The organism is Rhizobium sp. NXC24 (assembly GCF_002944315.1).
Taxonomy (GTDB): domain Bacteria; phylum Pseudomonadota; class Alphaproteobacteria; order Rhizobiales; family Rhizobiaceae; genus Rhizobium.
The window spans coordinates 2,411,182-2,436,742 of record NZ_CP024311.1 but is presented as its reverse complement, the minus strand read 5'-3'; the positions used below and the strand labels follow the sequence as shown (position 1 = coordinate 2,436,742).

Genomic DNA, 25,561 nt, shown 5'->3' with positions numbered 1-25,561 from the left:
TGTAAAGGAGGCAGTTTTTCAGCCCTACGTTACCAAAAGGGAACCAGCCCGATATGAGCGCCAGCACCGTCGTCAACTTGCGCAGCACAGAGGAACCGCTGCGTGTCTTCGATGTCAGCAAACTCGATTTTACGAATTGCCCGGTGCGGGACCTGATCTCGCAGATCGGCGGCAAGTGGTCGGTGTTGCTGCTGGAAGCCTTGGCGCAGCGGCCGTATCGTTTCGGCGAGCTGCGGCGCATGGTGCCGGATATTTCACAGCGCATGTTGACCCAGACGCTGCGGGACCTCCAGCGCGATGGCTATATCGGCCGCGAGGTGTTTCCAACCAAGCCGCCGAGTGTCGAATATCGCATGACCGATCTCGGCCGCTCGCTGTATGTGCCTTTGGCGCAACTCTTGAATTGGGCCGAGGCCAACCATGATGCTGTGCGCGCTGCACGCGTCCGTTTCGATCAATCGCAGGACTGAGCGCGGCCAGTGAAATCCCTGAAAATTGCGATCGTCGGTGCCGGACCTGCGGGCCTTGCGGCTGCCCTGTTTCTATCACGTGCCGGTCATACGACGGAAATTATCGAGCGGTTCGATAGTCCTTCGCCGGTCGGATCCGCGCTGATGCTGCAGCCAACCGGCCTGACCGTGCTGGAATCGCTCGGCCTCGGTCCTGCCATTCACACCGCCGGCAATCGCATCGATCGGCTGTTCGGCACCGAGGCGAAACGTGGCTGCATCGTTCTTGACGTGCGCTATGACACGCTGGCCGGCGGGCGCTATGGGCTGGCGGTTCATCGCGCCGCACTGTTCGACACGCTCTATGACGAAGTCTCTGCGCGGCGACACCTTGTCCTCACCGGACGGCGGGTAACTGGCGTGCTGGAAGAGGGCAGTCACACCCATCTCATTACCGAGGGCGGAGAGCGGTTGGGGCCGTATGATCTTGTCGTCGACGCGAGCGGCGCGCGTTCTGAGTTGGTCGCTGCCTGCCCGGTCGCACCACGGGTGCGCAATCTCGCCTATGGCGCCTTCTGGGCGACGCTGGATTGTCCCGATGGATTGGTGGATGAGAGGGCACTGACGCAGCGCTACGACCAAGCGAAAGTGATGATCGGCGTGTTGCCGATCGGACAGCGTAAGCCGGATCTGCCGAAGCAGGCGGCGTTGTTCTGGAGCTTGAAGATAGCGGATGCAGACGAGGTGCGCCGGCAGGGGCTTGAGCGCTGGAAGTCGGCGATCCGCGGCTATTGGCCGGAATGCCAGCCGTTGCTTGATCAAATTATCGATTGGGAACAGTTGACGCTGGCGCGCTACGCCCATCGAACCGTGGCCATTCCCTATAGCGGCCGCACGGTTTTCGTCGGCGACTCCGCCCATTCGACCAGCCCGCAACTCGGGCAGGGCGCCAATATGGCGCTGCTGGATGTAGCGGCGCTTGCGCATGCATTGGCGGGCAACGACGATATCAGCGCGGCGCTTGCGGCTTACGCCAAAGCGCGGCGCATGCATGTGCGGCTGTTCCAGTTGCTATCGCTGACGTTTACGCCGTTCTACCAGTCGGATTCGGCAGCATTGGCCTGGATCCGGGATCGACTGGTTGCCATGATCGCCAGGGTACCGCCGGGGCCGCAGATCTTGGCGTCTATTGTCTCCGGCACCTTGATCGACCCATTTGCCGCTGCCGGCCTCAGTGAATGCGACTGGCTGCGGACCATCGTTCCGCAGCCGTCTTGATCATTTCTGCCGCTCGGTCAGGAAAATGAGCAGCGCCACGACCGGGAAGCAGACGCCGATCCAAGAGGCGAGGTTCCAGCCGCCGGTGGCATAGGCCCAGCCGCCGATCGCCGAGCCGAGGGCGCCGCCGGCAAAGAATGTCGCCATGTAGAGACCGTTCAGGCGGCTGCGATGTTCGGCGCTCAGCGCAAAGATGGCGCGCTGGCCGAGCACGAGATTGGTCTGTACGCCGAAATCGAGCAGGATGCCGGAGAGCGTCAATGTCGCCAGCGCCAGTAGCGAACCGCTGCCGGACGCATGGCCAATAAGGAGCGCGATGATGGCGAGCACTAGGGCGAAGGTGGTGGCAAGCTTCGTCCAGCCGCGATCAGCGACACGGCCGGCAATCGGCGAAGCGACCGCGCCCGCAGCTCCAGCCAGCGCGAAGAGCGCAATACCGTTCTGCGTCAGGCCGAAGGCAGGGCTTGCAAGCAGCAGCGGCGTCGTCGTCCAGAACAGGCTGAAGGCGCCGAACATGCAGGCCTGATAGAGCGCGCGGCGCTGTAGCACCGGCGTATGCAGCGCGAGATGGCCCATCGAATAAAGCAGTTGGCCGTAATGCAGCTTGGTATGCGGAACACGGGTCGGCAGGACGACGCGAAGGATGATGGCAAGTCCGATCATGACGCCGGCGGAGAGGATATAGACCGCATGCCAGGAGAAGAGTTCCGACAGGAAGCTTGCCGCGGGCCGCGCGAGCATGATGCCGCAAAGCAGGCCACTCATGACATTGCCCACAACCGCGCCGCGGCTGGCATCCGGCGCCATATGGGCGGCGAAAGGCACCAGCACCTGGACAGCGACGGAGGCGAGGCCGATGCAGAGCGAGGCGAGCAGGAAGAGCGACGGCGACCACGCAAAGGCGGCGCCGACGAGCGCCAGTGCCGAAAGACCGATCAGCGTCAGTACCAGCCTGCGGTTTTCCAGGAGATCGCCGAGCGGCACGATCAGCAGCAGGCCGAGGCCGTAACCGATCTGCGTTAGTGTCACGATCAAACCGGTTGCCGCCGGCGTGAATCCCAGCGCCTGGCTGATCGGACCGGCCAGCGGCTGGCCGTAATAGAGATTGGCGGCCACCAGCCCGCAGGCGGCAGCGAACATGAATGTCAACAGCGGTGAAATGGTCTTCTCGGGGAGCGGTGTGCTCTCCCGTCTGGCAGCGGAAGTTGCGGGCATGTTTTATCCTCGATGCGGGCGAGGGAGCGTGCTCCCCGAAAATTCGTGTGAAAAAATCAGTTCAGCAGTTTCATGGCCGTCTCGGCGACGGCGAGCATATGTTCGGTTTTGCGGCCGGTCTTTCCGATCACGCGCATGCCTTTCGTTAGGGCAAGCAAGGCGCAGGCGGTGCTTTCAGGGTCGATATGCTTTGCCACGGATCCATCCGCCTGACCCAGAAGGACGAGGTCGCGAATGCGCCGCTCGTCGAAATCGAAAGCCACGCTGACACGGCTGGCGACCTCCTTGTCGAAAAGCGCAAGCTCGGTCGCGCTGCCGACCACGAGACAGCCTCTGCGGCCGATCTCACCGCACGAAGCTTCGGCGAAGAACGCCACCAAAATACGCAGTTTCTCATATGCGTTCGGGCCCTTCGCAAGAGCCTCATCGATCAGTTGCTGGCGCATACGGCGATAGCGATCGAAAGCGGCCAGGAACACGCCCCGCTTGTCGCCGAACGCCTTGTAGACGCTGCCCGCGGTCAGCCCCATGGCCTCGGTCAGTTCGCTAATCGAGGCGGCATAGTAGCCGCGCTCGGAAAAGACCCGCAGTGCCTCGTCGAGCGCTGCGTCCATATCGAATTCCCGCGGGCGACCGCGAAGCTTCGGGGAGAAGTCTTGTGTGTCTGTCGTCATGCAGACTGTTTAGGAAATGATCGTTTCCAAATCAAGCGGAATTTTGCGGCGCAACATAATCGTGATGGCGCGTTATTTGATTAGAGGTCCAGCACCCATGTCTGGCCGTTCAATTCGGGGCCGAACATACGGTGTTTTTCTTCCGAGACGAGTCGGAATCCAGCCTGGACATAGATGGCTCGGGCAGTATCGAGGATGTCGTTTGTCCAGAGCGAAAGCTGACGATAGCCGGCGTTGCGGGCAAAACGGATGCATTCACCGACCAGCAGCTTGCCGAGGCCGAGGCCTCGTGCCGTCTTGTCGACATAGAGCAGCCGGAGCTTTGCGAAGCCGTCGCCGCCATCGGCGACCATGACGGAACCGATGTTCAGTCCGCCCCGCTCGACGATCCAGCATTGGTCCTTCTGCGGATTGAAGTTGGAGAGGAATTTTCCGGCGACCTCGGCGATCAGGCCTTCGAAACGCAGATCCCAGCCGAATTCCTCGCAATAGAAGCGGGCCTGGCTCTGGACGATCCAGCCGATATCGCCGGCGCGGTGAGTGCGGATGACGGCGGGAGGCGTGACATTGGCACTTGAGTTGAGGACGGTCTGGATCGTTCGCATCGCGTCCACGACACGTTCGGGCTCACCGATGGCCAGCGCATCGAAATGCCCGGCGATCTCGGCGCGGGAGCGGCGGACAAACTCGTGGAACTGCGCTTGTCCCTTGTCGGTGACTGTAATGATCTGGCTGCGCAGATCGTCCGGATCTGGCTTGGTTTCGATCAAGCCGTCTTCGCGAAAGCGTTTCAGAATGCGGCTGAGATAGGCGGGATCGAGATGCAGATCCCGTGTCAATGTCGAAGCGGCGACGCCGCCACGCGAGCCGACTTCGAACAGCACGCGGACGTCAGTCAGCGCATAGGGGCTGTCGAGATAGGCTTTGTTCAGAACGCCAAGGAAACTGGTATAGAAGCGATTGAAGTCGCGCGCCGCATCGATGGTCGCGAGTTCCGTAGTCACAAGCATGGACATCGTCTCCCTATAGCATAGGAGACGATGTCCATCATTTATTTGACTCAGTCAAGTAAATTTGGCTTGATTTACGCGGCCTGGCTTGCTCTTGCCTTTTCATTGCCGACAGCGAAATCGACAGCTTTCTGTGCGTGAATCGCCGTGGTGTCGAAGCCCGGCAGAGTAAGCGCGTTCGGATCCAGGATCAGGCAGATCTCGGTGCAGCCAAGAATGACGCTATCGGCGCCTTCGGCTTTGGCGCGCTCGATGATGGCCATCAGCTTCCGGCGCGACTCGTCCTTGACGACGCCGGCGCAGAGTTCATTGAAGATGATGTCGTGGGTCGTGGTGCGATCTTCAGCGCCGGGGACCATGACGGAAACGCCATTGCGGGCCATGCGGTCGGCATAGAAGCCGTGTTCCATCGTGTAGCGCGTGGCAAGCAGTAGCGGCTTAACGCGGCCGGCGGCCTTCAGCGTGGCAGCGGTCTCGTCGATGATATGGATCAGGGGGATCGAGATACGCGCGGCAACTTCCGGGGCGATCAGATGCATGGTGTTGGTGCAGATCAACACGCATTCGGCACCGGCGATCTGCAGGCGAAGCGCGGCATCCCCGAGACGGGCAGCGGCATCGTCCCAACGCCCGGCCTTCTGCATGGCGACGATCTCTTCGAAATTGACGGAATACATCAGCACCTCGGCAGAGGCGAGGCCGCCTAGTCTGTCGCGAACCATCTCATTGATAAGACGATAATAAACTGCCGAACTCTCGAAACTCATGCCGCCGATCAGGCCGATAGTGCGCATACTGCCGCTCTCCGTTCTCGAATGTGAATAGCAGAATATTGAGACATTTCACGCGCCTCGTGTTTGCAATCTTTGTCGTCTATGCGATCTTCACTGCAAGATTTTGCGCAAGAATGATATTATGCGCAAAATTACAGCGCCATTAGGGAGATCGTTGCATATGCTCGACGGGCGAGACAGAAAGATTCTCGATCTTTTGCAGACCGATGCCGGCATTTCGGTGACCGATCTTGCCGACCGCGTGGCGCTGTCGGTCTCCGCCTGTTCCCGTCGCATTCAGCGGCTGGAGGAGAGTGGCCACATCGCCAGACGTATTGTCGTGCTCGACCGCGAGAAGATGGGTGTGCCCACCACGCTCTACGCGCTGATCAAGACCGCACATCATGCCGACGAATGGATCGAGACCTTTCGCAAGGCGATCAGCGACATTCCGGAGATTGTCGAGGCGCACCGGCTGACCGGCAATCACGACTACATCCTGAAAATCGTGCTGCCGCGTGTCGAGCACTATGATGTCATCTACAAGATGCTCGTACGCAAGATCGAGCTCTTCGATGTCTCGGCCTCCATTTCCATGGAGGAGTTGAAAAGCGGCACATCCATCCCCGTCGGCTATGCACATTGAGCTCACTACGGTCGCGTGCTGATTCTGCATATCACCTCAGCAAAGCTGTCATGAAAATCACCAGTTTTTAAGTTGTAGAGTCGCTGTCGCAATTATCGCTTTAGGGGCAATATGCCATGCGCAATTCTGACATTCAAAACTACTTCCTGCCTGGTGAAAAATTATTGTGGCTGGGCCAGCCGAAGCAAGGGCTCATGTTTAATAAGAAAGATCTACTGCAAGTGCCTTTTTCGTTGTTGTGGGGCGGCTTTGCGATCTTCTGGGAAAGTTCGGTGATACGCCAGATCAATGCGCCAGTCGTTTTCAGGTTATGGGGCGTGCCTTTCGTATTGATCGGTCTCTATCTTATCGTTGGTCGTTTTGCGGTCGATGCGTTCGTTCGCGCAAGGACACAGTATGCGGTCAGTGACCAGCGCATCATAATTTTACGCGACGGCTGGTTTTCCAAGATTCTTACCGTATCGCTGGAACGGTTGCCGGCTCTGGATCTGGATCAGCGCGGTGATGGAACAGGGACGATCAGCTTCGGAACCGATACCCAAGTCGGCTATGGCCGTTTCGGCGGTATGGGGGCCTGGACTCCAGCGCTTTCCAACGTTCCACAATTTCTCGGTATCAAGGACGTCCGCGACGTATTCAATCTGATCTTGCGTGCGCAATCGGCGAAAGCATCTTAGCCGCTATGGCAAGGTGGCAGATGCAGGGGTGCCATGCGTAAAAGGCGGTTGCTGGCCATCATCCTCAACCCTACGTTTGCGAAGACAAAACAGGGTGCGGGGTGTCGTCATGCAGGATCATCACGTTGTCGTCGTCGGGGGTGGATTTGGCGGCTTGCAGCTCGTCAACGATCTCAAGGGAGCTCCGGTCCGGATCACGCTGATCGACCGGCGCAACCATCATCTGTTCCAGCCGCTGCTCTATCAAGTCGCCACTACGTTGCTCGCCACGTCCGAGATCGCCTGGCCAATCCGAAGCTTTTTCCGCGATCGGCCGGAAGTGACGACATTGCTGGCGGAGGTCGTCGGCGTCGACAGCAAGGCACATGTGGTGACGCTGAAGGGTGGCACCACGATCGCCTATGATACGCTTGTGCTGGCGACGGGTGCGACGCATGCCTATTTCGGACATGACGAATGGGAACCGGTGGCGCCGGGCCTTAAGACGCTGGAGGATGCGACGACGATCCGCCGCCGCGTTCTTTTGGCCTTCGAGCAGGCGGAGCTGGAAACCGATCCTGCCGTCTGCGACGCTTTGCTGACTTTTACCATCGTCGGCGCCGGGCCGACCGGCGTCGAGCTTGCCGGCATTATTGCCGAGCTGGCCAGAACGACACTCCCGAAGGAATTCCGCAACATAGACACCACCAAGGCCAGGATCATTCTTGTCGAAGCCGGGCCGCGCGTTCTCCCAAGTTTTGACGAGGGGCTGTCTTCTTATGCCCACAAGGCGCTGGAAAAGTCGGGCGTCGAAGTTCGCACGGGAAAACCCGTTACATCGTGCACCGCGGAGGGTGTCACGATCGGGGAGACCTTCGTGCCGAGCCGGACGATCGTCTGGGCCGCTGGCGTGCAGGCTTCGCCGGCGGCGAAATGGCTCGCCGTTTCGGCCGACCGCGCCGGCCGCGTCGTGGTTGACAAGGAACTGAGAGCGTCTGGCGAGGCGGATATCTTTGTCATCGGCGACACGGCGGCGGTCATGCGCGGGGATGGCAGTCCCGTGCCGGGCATCGCGCCGGCCGCCAAGCAGCAGGGCTCTTACGTCGCCAAGATGATACGGGCCAAGTTATCGGGCCAGCCGGCACCAGGGCCATTTCACTATCATCATCAGGGAAGTCTCGCGACGATCGGCAAAAGTGCTGCGATCATCGATTTCGGCTGGATCAAGCTCAGGGGATGGATCGCCTGGTGGGTCTGGGGCCTTGCCCACATCTACTTCCTGATCGGCGTGCGCTGGCGCATTGCGGTCGCCTGGAGCTGGCTGTGGATCTATATCAGCCGGCAGCACAGCGCCCGGCTGATCACGCAAAGGGAAACCATGCGCGAAGATTAAAGAAGGCGGCGCCCGTTTCGGACGCCGCCGTTTTTCTTAGGCCAGCGAAGCGATATCGATGACGAAGCGATAGCGAACGTCGCTCTTCAGAACGCGCTCATAGGCTTCGTTGATCTCCTGGATGTTGATCTTCTCGATCTCGGCGACGATGTTGTGCTCGCCGCAGAAGTCGAGCATTTCCTGGGTTTCCTTGATGGAGCCGATCATGGAGCCGGAAAGGCTGCGGCGGCCGGGGATGAGCGAGAAGGCGTGAACCGGAACGGCATGTTCCGGAACGCCGACCAGCACCATGCTGCCGTCATACTTCAGCAGGTTGAGATAGGCATTCCAGTCGATGGCGGTGCCGACCGTGTTGATAATCAGGTCAAACGTGCCTGCGAGCTTGGTGAAGGTCTCGGCATCGCTGGTGGCGTAATAATCCTTGGCGCCCAGCTTGAAGCCGTCTTCCTTCTTCGACAGCGTCTGGCTGAGAACCGTCACGTCGGCGCCCATGGCATGCGCCAGCTTGACGCCCATGTGGCCGAGACCGCCCATGCCGACGATGGCGACTTTCTTACCCGGGCCTGCCTTCCAGTGGCGCAGCGGCGAGTAGAGCGTGATGCCGGCGCACAGCAGCGGCGCGCCCGAATCCAGCGGAATATTGTCGGGGAAGGAGAGGACATAGCCCTCCTTGACGACGATCGAGTCGGAATAGCCGCCGTAGGTCGGCGTCTCGCCGTCTGCTTCCACGTCGTTGTAGGTCTGGACCAGGCCCGGCAGGAAGTGTTCGTAGTCCAAATCGCGCGTCGCGCAGGTCGTGCAGGAATTGACAAAGCAGCCGACGCCGACGCGGTCACCGACCTTGAACTTCGTCACCTTCGAACCGACGGCCGTGACGAGGCCGGCAACTTCGTGGCCAGGCACCATCGGATACTTCGAGCCGCCCCATTCGTTGCGGGCCTGGTGGATGTCGGAATGGCAAACGCCACAATATTTAACGGAGATGACGACGTCGTCTTCGTTCGGCTCGCGACGTTCGAAGGTGAAGGGAGTAAGCGGCTTGGACGCGTCGGTGGCGGCATAACCCTTTGCAATTGCCATGGAAGACTTCCTTTTGTTAGGATTGGCTTTGGGGTGGCCGACTTATGGACCGGAACCGGGTGAGAGCGTTAGAGCGATCCTGCAAGCTTTATGTACGATCCTGCGAATCTAAATTGGCAGCGGCTCTTTTTCAGCGACGAGGGGTCACCTAGATAAGCTGCGACAAGCCCTCGAAAACAGTTGGTTGCGCATGACACTGCCATTCAATCCCAACCAGGAACTCGCCTCCATCGTTGCCCGTTTCGCCACGGGGGATGGAGAACATCGCACACCGATCGACGGTCTCAATCTATACCGGCAGTCGGCGGTGACCGTGTGGCAGCATGGGGCCTATCGACCTTCCTATGCCGTCGTTGTCCAGGGACGCAAAAGCCTGACGGTCGGTGCCGACACGTACCATTACGGTGTCGGCGAGTATATTCTGACCGCTCTCGATCTGCCTGTGTCGACACAGGTAACCAATGTCCACAGTGAAACTCCCTACCTCTGTTTTGCCATGGTGCTCGACAGCGAACGGCTGAATGAGCTGTTATCGCGCGTCAACATTCCGCGCCAAGCGATTATATCGGAACCCATGCGTGGGCTTGCGGTCAATGCGGCATCGCCGGAACTGCTCGACGCCTCGTTGCGGCTACTTAGATTGCTCGACCGGCCGGAGGATATTCCTGCCATGGCGCCATTGATCGAACAGGAAATCCTCTACCGTCTGTTGACGGGCCCGAACGGTCCTCGGCTGCTGCAAGTCGCCATGGCGGAGAGCCAGAGCAACAGAGTGGCGCGCGCGGTTGCCTGGATTCGCGGCAATTTCGTCCAGCCGCTGCGCATCGAGGAACTGGCGGAACGCGTCGGCATGAGCGTCTCCTCGCTGCACCATCATTTCAAGGCGGTGACTGCGATGTCGCCGATGCAATATCAGAAGCAGCTCCGGCTCCACGAAGCGCGGCGGCTGATGATCGTCGAGCAGCTCGATGTCGGATCGGCCGGCCACCGCGTCGGCTATCAAAGCCCTTCGCAGTTCAGCCGCGAATATAGCCGCCTCTATGGGCTTCCGCCGCTGAAGGATGTCGAGGCCATGCGGAGCCCGGTTGCCGCGGAATAATTTCCTTCGTTTTTGACGCATTGCAGCAACGATTTGCGCTTGACGCTGGCTTCTCCCTCAGTCATAACGACGGCGAACCGTACCGTACGGTACGTATTTGGGAGTGGCCATCGTGCTGAGCGAAGCAGGACAGTCGAGCGAGTTTTCGCCGCGCCAGAACGCTGTTCTGGAACAGGCGTTGCGTCTGCTCGTCGACGGCGGCGAAAAGGCGCTGACGACCTCGGGCGTCGCGCGCGCTGCCAATTGCTCCAAGGAAAGTCTCTATAAATGGTTCGGCGATCGCGACGGTCTGCTGTCGGCGATGATCGCCTATCAGGCGAGCAAGGTGCGCACCTTCGAGCGCAACGGCGAACGGCTGACCGTGGCGAGCCTGCATGACCATCTCGTCATTTTCGCCCGCGATCTGCTGGAAGTCCTGGCGGGCGACGTTTCGCTCGCATTGAACCGTCTGGCGATCGGTCAATCGAACCGCGACGGCTCCAAGCTCGGCAAGCTTCTGCTGGAGCGCGGGCGCCGCCAGATCGACCGGCGCGCCAGCGGGCTGATCGATGCCGGCAAGCGGGCAGGGCTGCTGCGCTTCATGGACGCCGACGAGGCTTATCATACGTTTTACGGGCTTATCGTTTCCGATCTGCATGTGCGCATGCTGCTCGGCGAGCCCGGTTTGAGGGACACCAGCCGTCAGGCGGAGAAGGCGGTCAGCGCCTTCCTCCGGCTTTACGGCACGGAAAAAGTATTGGCGGAAGCGGCAGCGACCGTCTGACAATTTAAAATCTGCACCCAGACAAGCAAAGGGAAGGACAAACAATGCGCGTCTATTACGATCGTGATGCCGATCTCAACCTCATCAAGTCGAAGAAGGTCGCCGTCATTGGCTACGGTTCCCAGGGCCGCGCCCATGCGCTGAACCTGAAGGACAGCGGTGCGCAGAACCTTGCGATCGCGCTCAAGGCCGGCTCGGCAACCGCCAAGAAGGCTGAAGCCGACGGCTTCAAGGTCATGACCGTTGCCGAAGCTGCTGCCTGGGCCGACCTGATGATGATGGCGACCCCGGACGAACTGCAGGCCGACATCTACAAGTCCGAAATCGCTCCGAACATCCGTGATGGCGCTGCGATCGCTTTCGCACATGGCCTCAACGTCCACTTCGGCCTCATCGAGCCGAAGGCTTCGGTCGACGTCGTCATGATCGCTCCGAAGGGACCGGGCCACACGGTTCGCGGCGAATACCAGAAGGGCGGCGGCGTTCCCTGCCTCGTTGCCGTTCATCAGAACGCTTCCGGCAATGCGCTTGAACTCGCTCTCTCCTACGCTTGCGGCGTCGGCGGCGGCCGTTCCGGCATCATCGAAACCAACTTCCGCGAAGAGTGCGAAACCGATCTCTTCGGCGAACAGGTCGTTCTTTGCGGCGGTCTCGTCGAGCTCATCCGCGCCGGCTTCGAAACGCTGGTTGAAGCTGGCTACGCTCCGGAGATGGCCTATTTCGAGTGCCTGCATGAAGTGAAGCTGATCGTCGACCTGATCTATGAAGGCGGTATCGCCAACATGAACTACTCGATCTCGAACACGGCCGAGTGGGGCGAATACGTCACCGGTCCGCGCATCATCACCGAAGAGACCAAGGCTGAGATGAAGCGTGTCCTGAAGGACATCCAGACCGGCAAGTTCACCTCCGAGTGGATGCAGGAATACCGTTCCGGCGCTGCCCGCTTCAAGGGCATCCGCCGCAACAACGACAGCCACCAGATCGAAGAAGTCGGCGCCAAGCTGCGCGGCATGATGCCCTGGATCGGCAAGAACAAGCTGGTCGACAAGAGCGTCAACTAAGCTTCTTCAGCTTTACACCGCAATGAAAAGGGCCGGGGAGGGAGACTTCCCCGGCCCTGACCGTTTCAAGACGGGTTTACGGCTTACATAGCCGATCAAATATTTTTCCGGGCTCTCATCCGCAGCCACCTCGTCGGTTTGCCATCGTAGCCGCCGCCATCGGTTTCGTTGAGGGAAATGTCCTTCCAGCCGGTCGAGATGAGCAGATCGTTAAGCCAGTCGGCGGAGATATAATTGTAATATCGGCCGAAGCCGTCATAGCCCTCGGCTTCTCCCGCTTTGAAACTGGCGTGAAATATGCCGCCGTTCTTCAGGGCCTTGTGGATGCGGTTGAAAATCCCTGGAAGATCGGGTCGCCGCACATGCAATAGGGATGCTTCGGCCCAGATGCCGTCATAGAGCTGGTCGTCCTCCAGCTCCTCGAACCTCAGAACGACGACCGGCTTTCCGATCAACTTTTCGGCCTGCTCGGCTATTTCCGGCGAACCGTCTGTGGGCGTGACGTTGAAGCCGCGCGAGATCATGTAGGCTGCGTCTTGGCCGCCGCCGCAGCCTAATTCCAGAATCGATGCACCGGCGGGAAGGGTATTCAGGAAGGCATCGAGTCGCCGCTGCGGCAGGCTGCGATCGCGCCTGACATAGACGGCGGCGTTGTCGTCGTAGAAGGAGGAGGTGGGGTTGTCGTTTGTCATGCGTGTTCCCATTCGGTCATCAACTTGAGTATCGGAGCGGGATCGCTGTTTCGCAAGTTTGATCTTGAATTGCGGGCGAGAAGTAACTAGTCTTTTAACTAGTCAGATGGAGGGTGTCATGCGCCAATGGCCTGTTCAGGACGCCAAAGCGAAATTTAGTGAAATGCTTGATGCCTCGCTGGAGGAAGGGCCGCAGCTTGTTTCAAAAAGAGGCGAACCTAAAGCCGTGCTTGTTTCCGTGTCTGAGTGGGAAGCGCTGAACAAGCGGGCCAAGCCGTCCGCCAAGGACGTGCTTCTCGCGCCGGAGCCAAGATTCGATCTCGATATCCCGTCTCGTAAGGAATGGGTCTGGCGGGACGTCAATCTGAGTGAGGATTGACGCTTGTATTTGCTTGATACGAATGTGGTATCGGAATTGCGCGGGATAAAGCCGCATGGCGCGGTACTGGCCTGGATACATAGTGTCAGGAGTGACGACCTTGCGATTTCGGCCATCACGATCGGCGAGATCCAGCGCGGTATAGAGTTGACTGGAGAAACCGATCCGCAAAAGGCAAAAGAGCTTATGCGTTGGCTGGACAGTTTGCAGCTTGGGATTCGGGTCATTCCCCTGGATGCGGAGTGCATGATCCGATGGGCGCAATTCATGCATCGCAAATCGCCGACGCTGATTGCCGATGCGATGATAGCGGCGACTGCATCCGTTCATAATCTCACGATCGTTACGCGCGATATCGTCGATTTTTCGGCCTTTCCCGCTGCTGTTCTCAACCCCTTTGACTACAAATCTCCTTGAGAATGTCACCGTCACAAACAAAATAGGTCAGTATTATTGACTTATCGTTTGTTGCGTGATCTTGTGGCGCAAAGACAAAAAATTACGAGGAAGCCCCATGCTGAATTGGGAAAATATCTTTGCGACGCGCTCAAGCCGTATGCGCGCCTCCGAAATCCGCGAGTTGCTGAAGCTGCTGGAGCGTCCGGACATCATCTCGTTTGCGGGCGGCATTCCCGATCCGGCGCTGTTTCCGGATCAGGAATTCAAGCAGGCTTATGCGGACATCTTTTCCGGTCCGGCTGTCAACGCGGCGCTGCAATATTCGGTCAGCGAAGGCTACAAGCCGCTGCGCGAATGGCTGGTCGGCCAGATGGTGGCGCTTGGGGTTCCCTGCGAGCTTGAAAACGTCTTTATCGTTTCCGGTTCGCAACAGGGTCTCGATTACCTGGGTAAGCTGTTCCTGTCGCCGAAGGATACGGCATTGGTCACCGCGCCGACCTATCTCGGTGCGTTGCAGGCATTCAATGCCTATGAGCCGACTTACGATCAGCTCACGCCGAACGGCAATCGCACGCCGGCTTCCTACCGCGCGACTGCCGAGCAGGCGGGTGGAAAGGTAAAGTTCGCCTATCTCTCCGCCGATTTTGCCAATCCGACCGGCGAAACGGTCGATCTCGCTTCCCGCGAAAAGCTGATCGATCTCGGCGACGAACTGGATATCGCCATCATCGAAGATGCCGCCTATCAGTCGCTGCGTTATGACGGCGAGGCGATCCCGCCAATCCTGGCGCTGGAGATAGCCCGCAAAGGCAATATCAACGATACGCGGACGATCTATTGCGGCAGCTTTTCCAAGACCTTGGCGCCGGGTCTTCGCGTTGGTTTCGTCGTTGCCAACGCGCCAGTCATTCGCAAATTGGTGCTGATGAAGCAGGCGGCTGATCTGCATTCCTCGACCATCAACCAGATTGCCATCCATCAAGTCGCCGAACGCGGCTTCGATGCGCAGGTCGCCAAGGTCCGCAAGACTTATAGCCACCGACGCGACTGCATGCTGGCGGCGCTTGCGAAATATATGCCTGAGGGTACGAGCTGGACGAAACCCGAGGGCGGGATGTTCGTCTGGGTTACCCTGCCGAAGGGCATGGATGGGGCCAAGCTGCTGGCAAAATCGCTGGAGACTGCGAAAGTGGCCTTCGTGCCCGGCCAGGCCTTCTTCGCCGATGGCTCCGGCCCGAACACCTTCCGCGTCAGCTTCTCCTGCGCCAACGAGCAGATGATCGATGAGGGGATCTCGCGGCTCGGCAAGTTGATCGCCAGCGAAATCGGGGCGATGGCGGCCTAGTTCTTACCTTCTCCCCAGCTGGGAGAAGGATGCGCTTTAGCGCAGGTTGAGGGGGGCGTTGCACCGTAAGGATTGCCTTTCGCTTGCCGCTGAAGGCGCTCGCCGCAATGCGACGGGTTCCCCCCTCAACCGGCCAATCACTGCTTCACTGCGTTCAGCAGTTCTTGTCCACCTTCTCTCCGGGGAGAGAAGGTTTTTGGCTTTCCATCAGTTCGCCAGATGCGGTGCAATCAGCGAGAGGTCGGCATCGCTCAGCCTGTCGGTTGCTGTATTGCGCTGGTGCCAGTAGGGATACAGTAAAGGCAACAGACTGACGTCGTCGAGGCGCTTGCGCTCTTCTTCCGTCAGCTTCAGCTCGGCGCTGGCGAGATTGTCCTTGAATTGCGCGTCCGTGCGACCGCCGATGATGACAGACGTTACGCCCTTGCGGCCGATCAGCCAGGCGAGTGCGACCTGTGCGGCTGAGACGCCACGACCATCGGCGATCTCCACCAGCGTATCGACGATGTTCCACAGGCGGTTCTCGTCGCGGATCGGCGGCTCGGTCCAGCCGGCAAACTGGCGGGTGCCTTCCGGCGTCGCTTGGTTGCGGCGATGTTTGCCGGAGAGGAGACCGCCGGCGATCGGGCTCCAGACGAGGACGCCGAGGCCCTGGTCGATGCTGACTGGCAGCAGCTCATATTCGGCATCTCGCGCTTCCAGCGTATAGTGGACCTGCTGGCTGACGAAACGTTCGCGCTTGTCGCGCTCGCTGACGCCGAGTGCTTTCATGATGTGCCAGCCGGAAAAATTCGAGCAGCCGATGTAGCGCACCTTGCCTTGACGGATGAGCGTATCGAGCGCTTCCATCGTTTCTTCGAGCGGCGTCTGGCCGTCCCATTCATGCAACTGATAGAGATCGATGACATTAGTCTTCATGCGCTTCAGGCTGGCTTCGCAAGCCTGGATCAGGTGCTGGCGTGAGGAGCCGGCGTCGTTGACGCCCTGGCCCATCGGGAAACGGGCCTTGGTGGCGATCAATACGCCGTTCTTGCGCGGGCCGCCGATGATCTCGCCGAGAATTTCTTCGGAAGCCCCCTGCGAGTAGACATCGGCCGTGTCGATCAAGTTGACGCCGGCATCGAGGCACATATCGACAAGTCGTTTCGCCTCGCTGACGCCGAGATCACCGACGGTCTTCGCCCAGCCGACGCCACCGAAGGTCATCGTGCCCATGGTGATGGTCGAAACTTTGAGGCCGGAGCGGCCAAGCAGACGGTATTCCATAGATTATCCTCCAAAACCAAAGCTGAAACTCGCGCGCTAGGAGATAGTGCAGGGCGTTTATGGTCAAGGTCGAATGATAGTATGAACGGCCGGTCTGCGGTTGCAGATTGTCACAATCATGTTAACCGCCGCCGCTAAGGAACCCTTCTCATCACCCAGCCGAGGACGCTTCATGAAGACGTTTGTTTCCGCTCTCGCCGGCCTGCTGGCCATTGCTCTTTTCTCTGGTTCTGCCGCCGCCGCCGATCTCGTCCTCTACACCAGCCAACCGAATGCCGATGCGCAGGCAACCGTCGATGGCTTCATGGCTGCCAATCCCGGCATCAAGGTCGACTGGGTTCGCGACGGCACGCCGCAGATCATCGCCAAGCTGCAGGCGGAAATCCAGGCCGGCGCTCCCGTTGCCGACGTTCTGCTGATCGCCGATACGGTTACGCTGGAGCGCCTGAAGGAAGCCGGCAAACTATTGGCCTATAAGTCGGCGGAAGCCGCAAACTACGATCCGGCGCTCTATGACGCCGACGGCTACTACTATTCCACCAAGCTGATCACCACCGGCATCGTCTATAACACCGCCGCTGCGATGAAGCCCACGAGCTGGCAGGACCTGACCAAGCCGGAAGCCAAGGGGCTCGTCGCCATGCCGAGCCCGCTTGCTTCGGGTGCCGCTCTCATTCACGCGCAGACGCTTGCCGGCGTCGGCAGCCTCGGCTGGGATTTCTACAAGAATCTCGCCGCTAACGGCGCAATCGCTTCCGGCGGCAATGGTGCGGTGCTGAAGGCGGTTGCTTCCGGCGAAAAGGCCTACGGCATGATCGTCGATTACATGCCGATCCGCGAAAAGGCCAAGGGTGCGCCGCTGGAATTCGTTTTCCCGACCGAAGGCGTTTCGGCCGTGACCGAGCCGGTCGGCATTCTCGCCAGCACCAAGCATGTCGACGCCGCCAAGAAATTCGTCGACTACGCTCTGTCGGAAAAGGGCCAGCAAGGCTTCCTGAACCTCGGCTATATCCCTGCCCGCAACGGCATGCCGCTGCCCGCCGGTTTCCCGGCGCGTGACAGCATCAAGGTTTTGCCGTTGAATGCGGCCGAAGCTCTGAAGAACACCGACCAGGATCTGAAGACCTTCTCTTCCTACTACGGATCGAAGTGATCCAATCTGGACGGTCGATGTACGGATATGTGCGTAAAGGAAACAGCCAGCCAACCTGGCTGTTTCCTTTTGTCGTTACCATCGTGATGCTGCTCAGCGTGCTGCCACTGGCGCGGCTGGCGGAGGCTGGCATCGAGGCGCTGCTGCGTGGCGGAGCCTACGAACTGATCACCGATCCCGCCCTCTGGCGTTCGGCCTGGTATACGATTGAGACCGCCGTGTTTGGCACGGTTATTTCCGTGTTGCTCGGCAGCCTCTTTGCCTTCCTGCTCACCTTGACCGACATTCCGGGCCGGGGACCCCTTAGTTTTCTTTTCGTCCTGCCGATGATGATCCCGCCGCAGGTCACCGCGCTCGCCTGGGTGCAGATGTCCGGCCCATCGAGCCCCCTGTTGAAGGCGCTGCACATCGCGCCGCCGCTCGGCTCGCCGCAGCCGCTTTATTCTGTCGGCGGCATTGCGCTGCTCTATGGCGTGCAGCACGCGCCGTTGGTTTATCTGGCACTCCGGGCCGGTCTGATGGCACTGCCGCGTGACGGCGTCGAGGCGGCAAGGCTTTCGGGTGCTTCGGGATTTCGGGTGTTCCGCGACATCATCCTACCGCTGTCACTGCCCGGTGTCATCGCCGGTGCCGCCATCGCCTTCGTCTCTTCGATCGGCAATTTCGGCATCCCGGCTATACTCGGCATTCCTGCTTCGATCTTCACCTTGTCGACGTTGATCTTCACCAAATTCTCCACCTTTGGCCCACGCACCTTCGGTGACATCGCCGTGCTGTCGGCGATGATCGCGGTGATTTCGGTTGCCGGCCTCGCGGTACAGGGCAAAGCGCTGAAAGGGCGGGATTATCGCGTCATCGGCCTTTCCGGCGCCTCTGCCGCCCTGGCGCTCGGCCGTTGGCGTCTTGGGGCGGTGCCGCTGCTGTGGATGATCCTGTTCATTATGCTCGTCGCACCGTTCTTCGCTCTGGTCGCCGGCGCGCTGGTGCCGGCCTATGGCGTGCCGTTGACCTTCAAGACGGCGTCGTTGCACGCCTTCACCGAAATTCTGTTTCGGCAGACGGTGACGCGCGTCGCTTTTTCCAATTCCCTATTCCTCTCCGGGATGACGGCACTTGGTCTCCTGGTGGTGACTGTCCTGGCCGCTTACTCCCTGACGCGACGCAAGGATATGCTGAGCCGGATCGTCGGCGGATTGATCGAGATTCCCTATTCGCTGCCGGGGATCATCGTCGCCGTCTCTTTCATCCTGGTTTTCGCGGCACCATTGCCCGTCCTCAATATCACGCTTTACGGCACGATCTGGATCATTCTGCTCGCCTATTTCTCGGCCTATTTCGCTGTCAGCCTCAAGCCGGTGATGAGCGCCTTTCTGCAGCTCGATCCGGCGCTGGAGGAGGCGGCTCGTCTCTCGGGCGCCGGTTTCTTCCGTCGTCTTGCCGATATCATTGTGCCACTGATCGCGCCGGCAGCGGGCGCTTCGGTGATCCTGGTTTTTCTCATCGCCTGCAACGAGCTCACCGTTTCCGCTTTGCTCTGGGCGGCGGGCACGCAAACGCTCGGCGTCGTCATCTACAATCTCGATGATGGCGGCAGCGCCGATCTCGCCTCCGCCATGTCCGTCATCGTCGTCGCCATGGTGGTGACCATGATGTTGCTGCTGGAAATTTTAGCCAAGCACCTGCCGAAGGGAGTGGTGCCGTGGCGAAGCTGATCCTCAATCACGTCAGCAAGGATTTCGGCACGGGCGGCCGCCCGGCGGTCAAGGCGCTGTCGCTGGAGGTCCGCGAAGGTGGTTTCCTGGCGTTGCTCGGCCCCTCCGGCTGCGGCAAGACGACGGTGCTGAGAATGATAGCCGGCTTCGAGCAGCCGACGGATGGTTCGATCCATCTCGGCGAACGTCTGTTTGCCGATGCCGCTCATACCTTGCCGCCGGAGCGGCGCAACATGGCGATGGTGTTCCAGTCCTATGCGCTCTGGCCGCATATGAACGTTGCCGGCAATGTCGGCTACCCACTCAAAGTGCGCGGCATTTCCGGCGAGCGTTACCGTCAGAAGGTGCGAGAGGCGCTGTCGACCGTGCGGCTGGAAGACTATGCGGAACGGCGGCCTGCGGATCTTTCCGGCGGCCAGCGTCAGCGTGTGGCGCTGGCGCGCTGCCTTGTGACATCGCCCGATGTCGTGCTGCTGGACGAGCCTCTCGCCAATCTCGATCGTCATCTCAAGAAGGAGATGGAGGAGACCTTCCGCGAATTCCATCAGCGCTCGGGCGCCACCATGGTTTATGTCACCCACGACCAGAGCGAGGCCATGGCGCTCGCGACCGATGTCGCAGTCATGTCCGAGGGACGGCTATTGCAGGTGGCGGCGCCGGCGGAAATCTATGCGCGACCGGAGGGACGGCTGGTCGGCGGATTGGTGGGGCAGGGCGCGATCCTGTCGCTCGCCATTCCGGATGGTAAGCCGCGGCTTATCGATTGGTCGGCGCTGAAGACGATTTGGAGAGAGCAGGGGGACGGGAACCCGCGCGCTGATATCCTCGTTCGACCCGAGGACGTGGTCGCCGATGCCGATGGTATCTCTTGCAGGGTGGACACCGTCCTTTACGAGGGCGAGCGCTACGCCTTGCGGCTATCGCTGCCGGATGGTCAGATATTGAGAGCCTATAGCCGCGAAGCGGTGAAAACGGGCGATGTCTACGCGGTCGCCGTTCGCTCGGCGTGGCGGCTGTGATCGATGCGGCGGGCGGGGAGACAAGACGGTTGTTCACGGTCCCCACCTGTGCTTGAGTTGCCCGATGTCACGAATGGGAGTCGCGCCATGTCCGATCAAAACTTCCCGATTTTCGATCTCGGCGCCTTCGAGGCGGCCGGCGAAGGGGAGAAGAGGCGGCTTGGTGCTGAGGTCGACGAAATCTGCCGTTCGACCGGCTTTCTGGCGATTGCCAACCATGGTGTCGATGAGGCTGTAATCCAAGCCGTATGGGCAAAGACGCACGCTTTTTTTGATCGGCCCGCCGATGTCAAGCAACGGGCAAAAGCGCCGTATCCCGGCTATCCCTATGGCTATCTTGGCCCGGGCACCGAGGCGCTGTCGAAATCGCGCAACATCGACACACCGCCCGACCTCAAGGAAAGTTTCAACGGCGGGCCGCTTGCCGTGCCGGCTGGCATGACCGATCCGGAAGCGCTCGGCTTCTGCTATGCCGCCACCATCTGGCCGGATGGTCCGGAAGGCTTTGCGGATGCTTGGAAGGCCTATTACCGTTCGATGGAGGATTTGGCGGCGCGGATCATGCGCGTCTTTGCCACCGCGCTCGGTCTCGACGAGCATTTTTTCGACAGCTACGTCGACGCACCGATCAGCGCGCTTCGGGCGCTGAATTATCCCGAGCAGCGTGTCGCGCCGCAGCCGGGCCAGTTGCGCGCCGGCGCGCATACCGATTATGGCAGCCTGACGATCCTGCTGCCGCAGCCGGGCTCCAAGGGACTGGAGATCATAGCGCCCGACGGCCAATGGACGCCTGTGCCGCCGGTACCCGGCGCCTTCGTCATCAATATCGGTGACCTGATGGCGCTTTGGACCAATGATCGCTGGGTCTCGACGGTGCACCGTGTCGTCAATCCGCCACCGGAAGAGGGAGGGATGCAACGACGGCAGTCGCTGGCGTTCTTTCACCAGCCGAACTGGTTTGCCGAGATCGCCTGCCTGCCGTCCTGTCTTTCGCGGGGCGAGGAGCCGAAATATGCCCCTGTTCTCTCCGGCCCCTATCTCATGGGCAAGTTCAAATCGACCGTAACAGCCAAGCCCAATTGATTTGGGCGAGCCGGCCCATATCTCCACAAACCGGAATGCCAGATGTCCCTGCGCCTTGCCACCTTCAATGTCGAAAACCTGCTGACCCGTTTCGATTACACCGGTTTCCGCAATCAGTTGCGCCAGGACCGTGTGTTGAAGCTGTTCGACGTGCAGAACGAAGCCATCTACAAGCAGCTCGAAGCGGCGCGCGTGGTCGCTGCCACCGATGACACCAGGCAGATGACGGCGCTTGCGATCGCCGATGCAGATGCCGACATCATTTGCCTGCAGGAAGTCGACAGCATGGCGGCATTGCAGGCTTTCGAGTACGGCTATCTCTACCGCATGGTCGGCAATGGCTACCGGCAGAAGTTCCTGATCGAGGGCAATGATGGCAGGGGTATCGATGTTGCCGTGATGATGCGCGAGGAGACGCGTGACGGGCAGCCGATCGTGTTGAAGGACATCAGAAGTCACGCCATGGTGACTTATCGCGATTTCGGTCTTTTCAACGATGAACTGGCCGCACTTGATCTTCATCTGGACGACAAGATCTTCAAGCGTGATTGCCTGGAGCTTGATTTGACCATCGGCGGCGTGCCGTTCTCGCTGTATGTCGTGCATCTGAAATCGATGGGGCCAGTGCGGGAAGGCGTCGGTGGCCGAGATTCGACCATGCCGGTCCGCCGCGCCGAGACGCTTGCCGTGCGCCGCCTCATCGAGGACCGTTTTGGCGCCGGTCATACGGCGACGAAGAATTTCGCTATTTGCGGCGATATGAACGACTATCAGGAGCGCGTCGATGTCATCGGCACGCGCCACACCGGCTATCGTTTCAAACATCGGGATGAAGAGAGCAGCGCGCTCGATGTCTTCAGCAAGGACGGTTTCGTTGAAAACGTTATGCGCCGGCGCGATGTGCTGGACCGCTGGACGTTGTATCACGCTCGCGGGCCGCAGGAGCAGTGGCTTTGCCAGCTCGACTATATCTGGCTGTCTCCGGCCTTGGCGCGCGCCAATGCGCAGCGGATGCCCGACGTCGTCCGCTCCGGTCAGCCCTTTCGCACCATATTTCCGCCCGGACAGGAAGTAGAACGTTATCCACGTACCGGTTGGGACAGGCCGAAGGCCTCCGATCATTGCCCCGTCGTCATGACATTGGATCTATTATGACTCACGCTTTCAAACTGCGAAACGACATGGCCGCCTGGCCGCCGGAAAATACCGTGTTCCCGGTGGCCCGCATCGATCTTGCGGTTATTGCCGGCGATCACCCTTTTCATCTCAGCAACGCCGAGGCAGCGCAGGAAAACTGGAAGAAGGAGATTGCCGCCAATCCGGCACTTTTCGATGGACGGATGATCTTTCAGCATCGCTTGTCGGTCAGCGAGCAGGCGGTGGAGGGTGAGGCATATGTGACGCCGTTCTCCACATTCATGTGGTGGCGCAAACAGAGGGAGCGCGGCGGCGGCTTTCATGTCTTTGCCTTTCCGGTCGCGGTTTCCTCCGATGGCGCGATCATTGCCATTCGCATGGCTGAGCACACCGCCAATCCCGGCCAGGTCAATTGTGCCGCGGGTTCGATGGATGAAAACGATATCGTCGACGGGCGCTGCGATGTCGAGGGCAACATGCGCCGCGAAGTCATGGAGGAAACAGGCCTCGACCTATGGGATGCGGTCGCGGAGCCGGGCTATTACGCCACGCATTCGAACCTTTCCGTTACCCTGTTCCGCATCTTCCGCTTCCCCTGGACAGCCGAGGAGATGCTGGAGCGGATCCGGGCGCATATGCTGGTAGACCACGAAAAGGAGATCGACGACGCGGTTGCCATTCGCTCGGCCAACCCTGCTGCGCATCATTATAGTTCGGCGATGCCGCCTATTCTCGCGTGGTTCTTCGGTCGTCGGGAATAGCTTTAGCTTGCGCTCAAATGTGTTGCCGTTATGTATGGTTGAGCAGGCGTCTACAGTCTAGAATCATGTAATGGAGGCAGGGGTGGCCCGCAGCTTCAGTGTCTATGATGTATTCACCGACAGAAAACTCGCGGGCAACCCGCTAGCCGTCATCTTCGATGCCGAGGGATTGGACGACGAGGCGATGCAGGCGATCGCGAAGGAGATGAATCTCTCCGAGACGGTGTTCGTTCTGCCGCCGCAGAACCCGGCGCATACCGCAAGCTTGCGCATCTTCACGCCCGCCCGCGAGCTGCCTTTCGCCGGCCACCCGACCGTTGGCACGGCGATCGCTCTGGCTGAGCGGGCGCATGCCCGCCATGGCGGCGACGTCGATCTCGTTTCGGTGCTGGACGAGCGGGTGGGGCCGGTGCGCTGCGCCGTCCGGCTCAGGCAGGAAAGGGCGGGTTTTGCCGAATTCGACCTGCCGCGGAAATCACAGCAAATCATGTTGCCGCTCGACCGTGCCGATATCGCCAATGCGCTCAGCCTGAAGATCACCGAGATCGGTTTCGAGAATCACGTGCCGTCGATCTGGAGCGCCGGCGTGCCGTTCCTGCTGGTGCCGGTGCACGATGTCGGGGCCGCCGAACGGATGGAATTCGATCCGCAGCTCTGGGAGAAGACCGTACCCTTCGTCGACGGTGCGCTCGCCTCGGCCTTCATCTATTGCCGCGGCGCGCTCAATCACACGGCCAAGTTCCATGCCCGGGTATTCCCCGTCGGGATGGGCATTGTCGAGGATCCGGCCACGGGCGCGGCGGTGGCTGCGCTTTCCGGCGCGATAAACTATTTCGACAGGCTGCCGGATGGCCACCATCCCGTCATCGTCGAGCAGGGTGTCGAGATGGGCCGCCCATCCTTCATCCACCTTCACATCGACATCGACGGCGGCGATATCGTCAACGCCCGCATTGGCGGTCAGGCAATATGCGTGGCGACGGGAATTCTTGAGCTTTGATTTTGTAAGGTTTTTGCGGCTCTTCGAAATTTTTTTGACGATTAACCAAAGAAAATTCATCTGGCCGCTGGACAATCAAACCGATCCTATTTATATGCCCGGTCACACCGCGAGCGAGCGGTTACGGGTGATTAGCTCAGTTGGTAGAGCAGCTGACTCTTAATCAGCGGGTCGTAGGTTCGAGCCCTACATCACCCACCATTTTTACCTCACGGTATCAATGGGTTACGCCGATTTCTTTTGTCATCAGATAAAACACGAATACCCCGCTAGATCACTATTAGATCACGCGAGTAAGTATCTGTTTTTCCGTTCTATTTTCGTTCCAAGTCAACAGACTGTGGATAATCGGAATTCGCTCCAGCCATCCCCTGCTGAACCTAGCCGTCCGTCAGTTCAAAACTGAGGAACGATGGGAGCATCGCCCGTCGGCCAGCGACGGGTACCCCAGGATCCTGCCTCAAGAGCCTGCAAAATTCGAGCCTGCACTCGTTGACTTGCAATCGTCGTATTCATCAGATGACGAAAATTGAACAGACGCTCGGGAGTTCTGAGAAGAATGGCAAAACTCGATTTCAGCGTGCGCGGCTTCGTCTATGAGTCCGGTATCGATTGTCTCCGCGACAGCTTCACCGCCGCTGCCAGAGGAATCCAGGATAAAATTCGAGAGGAGGCAGAGGCGTGGGAATTGAGCCGACAATCGGGAGAGTATGATGATCAGCTAGAGTTCGCCGAGGACGGTTCTGTGCTCTTCGATCCAGCCGACGTCTATAAATACAAGATGGAGGCGCTTGACGAGGCACACGCAGAACTCCGCAAAGCCTTCGCGATAGCGATATATCACTACTGGGAACGAAAGATCCGAGTATTCTGCAAGCTCCCGGACGGTAAGCACGCGGAACTGGAATCATGCGCCAAGAAACTGGGCATTGAGATTCCCTCAGCCTTCGCCCGCGTTCATCGTCTCGCGAACGCCTTGAAGCACAACAACCGCGGTAGCGTGAATGCGCTGCACCGTGAATGGCCGGATGTCAGCGGGGTGCTCTTCGAAGCTCGGGGCCACCGCGACTGGTATGCTGGGATAGAGCTGACTGATGAACATATCTATTATCTACTCGAGCTGACTAAGCAGGCAGGCCCCCCGGTAAGGAAACGGAAGGCCGAACCTGCGCACGGCACCGCTTCGTGACTTCACGCCGCGAGACTCCGCTTGACTCTCGCGTCCTTGAGAACAAAATAGGAACAAAATCCGTTGACACCGGAAGCAATTCCTAAGGAGATACCATGACCCAGCTCGCCCCCGAAACTGGCGCCCAGTCGCCCCCCGACGTGGATCTAGCCGTGTCTGTGCTCAACGCATTCGATGGTGATGCGCTCGCCGCGATCCGGGAATTGCTCGAGGACGCCGATTTCCTCCGTGACCAGCTCTACATCGCGTCCAATCTGATGAGCAAAGGGATCTCGCGCGGCTGGAAGCCGCAGTACGAGCGCGGACATGAAGCATAGGAAAGGCAT

27 protein-coding genes and 1 tRNA gene are annotated in these 25,561 nt (G+C 59.7%); 21 read left to right on the top strand and 7 right to left on the bottom strand.

The features are described from left to right. Positions 1–53 precede the first annotated feature (53 nt). Entirely contained in the window at positions 54–470 is a 417-nt protein-coding gene (locus NXC24_RS12020; RefSeq protein WP_104823498.1) for a helix-turn-helix domain-containing protein, read from the top strand. A gap of 9 nt (positions 471–479) precedes the next feature. Continuing rightward, positions 480–1,727 carry an NAD(P)/FAD-dependent oxidoreductase gene (locus NXC24_RS12015; RefSeq protein ID WP_104823497.1) on the top strand — a complete coding sequence of 416 codons (1,248 nt, stop codon included), beginning with the start codon at positions 480–482 and terminating at the stop codon, positions 1,725–1,727. On the opposite strand, the gene NXC24_RS12010 is transcribed toward NXC24_RS12015, so the two are convergent. The 4 genes from NXC24_RS12010 to NXC24_RS11995 all read right to left on the bottom strand — a co-directional run bounded on the left by NXC24_RS12010 (position 1,728) and on the right by NXC24_RS11995 (position 5,420). After that, positions 1,728–2,942 (bottom strand): MFS transporter, encoded by a 1,215-nt coding sequence (locus NXC24_RS12010; protein WP_104823496.1) that lies wholly within the window; start codon positions 2,940–2,942, stop codon positions 1,728–1,730. It lies immediately after the preceding gene. 56 nt (positions 2,943–2,998) lie between these two features. Continuing rightward, a complete protein-coding gene (locus tag NXC24_RS12005) occupies positions 2,999–3,616 on the bottom strand; it encodes a TetR/AcrR family transcriptional regulator (RefSeq protein ID WP_104823495.1) in 618 nt (205 codons plus the stop codon). Between the two features lie 80 nt (positions 3,617–3,696). After that, positions 3,697–4,626: a MarR family winged helix-turn-helix transcriptional regulator gene (locus tag NXC24_RS12000; protein WP_104823494.1), complete on the bottom strand. Its 930-nt coding sequence runs from the start codon at positions 4,624–4,626 to the stop codon at positions 3,697–3,699. Between the two features lie 74 nt (positions 4,627–4,700). Then, positions 4,701–5,420, bottom strand: a complete 720-nt coding sequence (locus NXC24_RS11995) for an aspartate/glutamate racemase family protein (RefSeq protein ID WP_104823493.1) — start codon at positions 5,418–5,420, stop codon at positions 4,701–4,703. Between the two features lie 160 nt (positions 5,421–5,580). Between NXC24_RS11995 and NXC24_RS11990 the strand changes: the two genes are divergently transcribed. The 3 genes from NXC24_RS11990 to NXC24_RS11980 all read left to right on the top strand — a co-directional run bounded on the left by NXC24_RS11990 (position 5,581) and on the right by NXC24_RS11980 (position 8,094). Then, the gene (locus NXC24_RS11990; protein ID WP_104823492.1) at positions 5,581–6,045 is read left to right on the top strand and encodes an Lrp/AsnC family transcriptional regulator; all 465 of its coding nucleotides are present in this window, start codon (positions 5,581–5,583) and stop codon (positions 6,043–6,045) included. Positions 6,046–6,161: 116 nt separating this feature from the next. After that, entirely contained in the window at positions 6,162–6,722 is a 561-nt protein-coding gene (locus NXC24_RS11985; RefSeq protein ID WP_104823491.1) for a PH domain-containing protein, read from the top strand. A gap of 109 nt (positions 6,723–6,831) precedes the next feature. Further along, on the top strand, positions 6,832–8,094 hold the full coding sequence (locus tag NXC24_RS11980; protein WP_104823490.1) for an NAD(P)/FAD-dependent oxidoreductase: 1,263 nt from the start codon (positions 6,832–6,834) through the stop codon (positions 8,092–8,094). Positions 8,095–8,130: 36 nt separating this feature from the next. Here the strand turns inward: NXC24_RS11980 and NXC24_RS11975 are convergent, their stop codons facing one another. After that, a complete protein-coding gene (locus tag NXC24_RS11975) occupies positions 8,131–9,174 on the bottom strand; it encodes an NAD(P)-dependent alcohol dehydrogenase (RefSeq protein ID WP_104823489.1) in 1,044 nt (347 codons plus the stop codon). 190 nt (positions 9,175–9,364) lie between these two features. On the opposite strand from NXC24_RS11975, the gene NXC24_RS11970 reads away from it, so the two are divergent. From NXC24_RS11970 to ilvC, 3 genes are all read left to right on the top strand, one after another. After that, a complete protein-coding gene (locus NXC24_RS11970) occupies positions 9,365–10,273 on the top strand; it encodes an AraC family transcriptional regulator (protein WP_104823488.1) in 909 nt (302 codons plus the stop codon). A 112-nt stretch (positions 10,274–10,385) separates the two neighbouring features. Next, on the top strand, positions 10,386–11,036 hold the full coding sequence (locus NXC24_RS11965) for a TetR/AcrR family transcriptional regulator C-terminal domain-containing protein (protein WP_104825129.1): 651 nt from the start codon (positions 10,386–10,388) through the stop codon (positions 11,034–11,036). 44 nt (positions 11,037–11,080) lie between these two features. Further along, positions 11,081–12,100 carry a ketol-acid reductoisomerase gene (gene ilvC / locus NXC24_RS11960; RefSeq protein WP_104823487.1) on the top strand — a complete coding sequence of 340 codons (1,020 nt, stop codon included), beginning with the start codon at positions 11,081–11,083 and terminating at the stop codon, positions 12,098–12,100. A gap of 95 nt (positions 12,101–12,195) precedes the next feature. Here the strand turns inward: ilvC and NXC24_RS11955 are convergent, their stop codons facing one another. Further along, on the bottom strand, positions 12,196–12,792 hold the full coding sequence (locus NXC24_RS11955) for a class I SAM-dependent methyltransferase (protein WP_104823486.1): 597 nt from the start codon (positions 12,790–12,792) through the stop codon (positions 12,196–12,198). A gap of 118 nt (positions 12,793–12,910) precedes the next feature. On the opposite strand from NXC24_RS11955, the gene NXC24_RS11950 reads away from it, so the two are divergent. From NXC24_RS11950 to NXC24_RS11940, 3 genes are all read left to right on the top strand, one after another. After that, positions 12,911–13,171 carry a type II toxin-antitoxin system Phd/YefM family antitoxin gene (locus tag NXC24_RS11950; protein ID WP_104823485.1) on the top strand — a complete coding sequence of 87 codons (261 nt, stop codon included), beginning with the start codon at positions 12,911–12,913 and terminating at the stop codon, positions 13,169–13,171. A 3-nt stretch (positions 13,172–13,174) separates the two neighbouring features. Beyond that, complete coding sequence (locus NXC24_RS11945; protein ID WP_104823484.1) at positions 13,175–13,588, top strand: type II toxin-antitoxin system VapC family toxin; 414 nt, start codon at positions 13,175–13,177, stop codon at positions 13,586–13,588. A 97-nt stretch (positions 13,589–13,685) separates the two neighbouring features. Continuing rightward, on the top strand, positions 13,686–14,915 hold the full coding sequence (locus NXC24_RS11940; RefSeq protein WP_104823483.1) for a PLP-dependent aminotransferase family protein: 1,230 nt from the start codon (positions 13,686–13,688) through the stop codon (positions 14,913–14,915). Positions 14,916–15,122: 207 nt separating this feature from the next. Here NXC24_RS11940 and NXC24_RS11935 read toward each other — a convergent pair whose 3' ends face one another. Beyond that, a complete protein-coding gene (locus NXC24_RS11935; RefSeq protein WP_104823482.1) occupies positions 15,123–16,181 on the bottom strand; it encodes an aldo/keto reductase in 1,059 nt (352 codons plus the stop codon). 172 nt (positions 16,182–16,353) lie between these two features. Here NXC24_RS11935 and NXC24_RS11930 point away from each other — a divergent pair, with 172 nt between their 5' ends. The 10 genes from NXC24_RS11930 (at position 16,354) to NXC24_RS11885 (ending at position 25,552) form a co-directional block, all read left to right on the top strand. Further along, on the top strand, positions 16,354–17,334 hold the full coding sequence (locus tag NXC24_RS11930; RefSeq protein ID WP_104823481.1) for an ABC transporter substrate-binding protein: 981 nt from the start codon (positions 16,354–16,356) through the stop codon (positions 17,332–17,334). A 17-nt stretch (positions 17,335–17,351) separates the two neighbouring features. Further along, on the top strand, positions 17,352–19,046 hold the full coding sequence (locus NXC24_RS11925; protein WP_104823480.1) for an iron ABC transporter permease: 1,695 nt from the start codon (positions 17,352–17,354) through the stop codon (positions 19,044–19,046). After that, positions 19,034–20,065 (top strand): ABC transporter ATP-binding protein, encoded by a 1,032-nt coding sequence (locus NXC24_RS11920; RefSeq protein ID WP_104823479.1) that lies wholly within the window; start codon positions 19,034–19,036, stop codon positions 20,063–20,065. Before NXC24_RS11925 ends, NXC24_RS11920 begins: the two co-directional genes overlap by 13 nt. 87 nt (positions 20,066–20,152) lie before the next feature. Further along, positions 20,153–21,148 (top strand): 2OG-Fe(II) oxygenase family protein, encoded by a 996-nt coding sequence (locus NXC24_RS11915; protein ID WP_104823478.1) that lies wholly within the window; start codon positions 20,153–20,155, stop codon positions 21,146–21,148. Positions 21,149–21,190: 42 nt separating this feature from the next. After that, positions 21,191–22,303, top strand: a complete 1,113-nt coding sequence (locus NXC24_RS11910; RefSeq protein WP_104823477.1) for an endonuclease/exonuclease/phosphatase family protein — start codon at positions 21,191–21,193, stop codon at positions 22,301–22,303. Beyond that, on the top strand, positions 22,300–23,046 hold the full coding sequence (locus NXC24_RS11905; protein ID WP_104823476.1) for a DNA mismatch repair protein MutT: 747 nt from the start codon (positions 22,300–22,302) through the stop codon (positions 23,044–23,046). The genes NXC24_RS11910 and NXC24_RS11905 overlap by 4 nt, the downstream gene beginning before the upstream one ends. Before the next feature lie 82 nt (positions 23,047–23,128). After that, positions 23,129–24,046: a PhzF family phenazine biosynthesis protein gene (locus NXC24_RS11900; RefSeq protein ID WP_104823475.1), complete on the top strand. Its 918-nt coding sequence runs from the start codon at positions 23,129–23,131 to the stop codon at positions 24,044–24,046. Positions 24,047–24,171: 125 nt separating this feature from the next. Next, positions 24,172–24,247: transfer RNA gene (locus tag NXC24_RS11895), tRNA-Lys, on the top strand. 358 nt (positions 24,248–24,605) lie between these two features. Then, on the top strand, positions 24,606–25,235 hold the full coding sequence (locus tag NXC24_RS11890; RefSeq protein ID WP_104823474.1) for a hypothetical protein: 630 nt from the start codon (positions 24,606–24,608) through the stop codon (positions 25,233–25,235). Positions 25,236–25,330: 95 nt separating this feature from the next. After that, on the top strand, positions 25,331–25,552 hold the full coding sequence (locus NXC24_RS11885; protein WP_104823473.1) for a hypothetical protein: 222 nt from the start codon (positions 25,331–25,333) through the stop codon (positions 25,550–25,552). Positions 25,553–25,561: the final 9 nt, after the last annotated feature.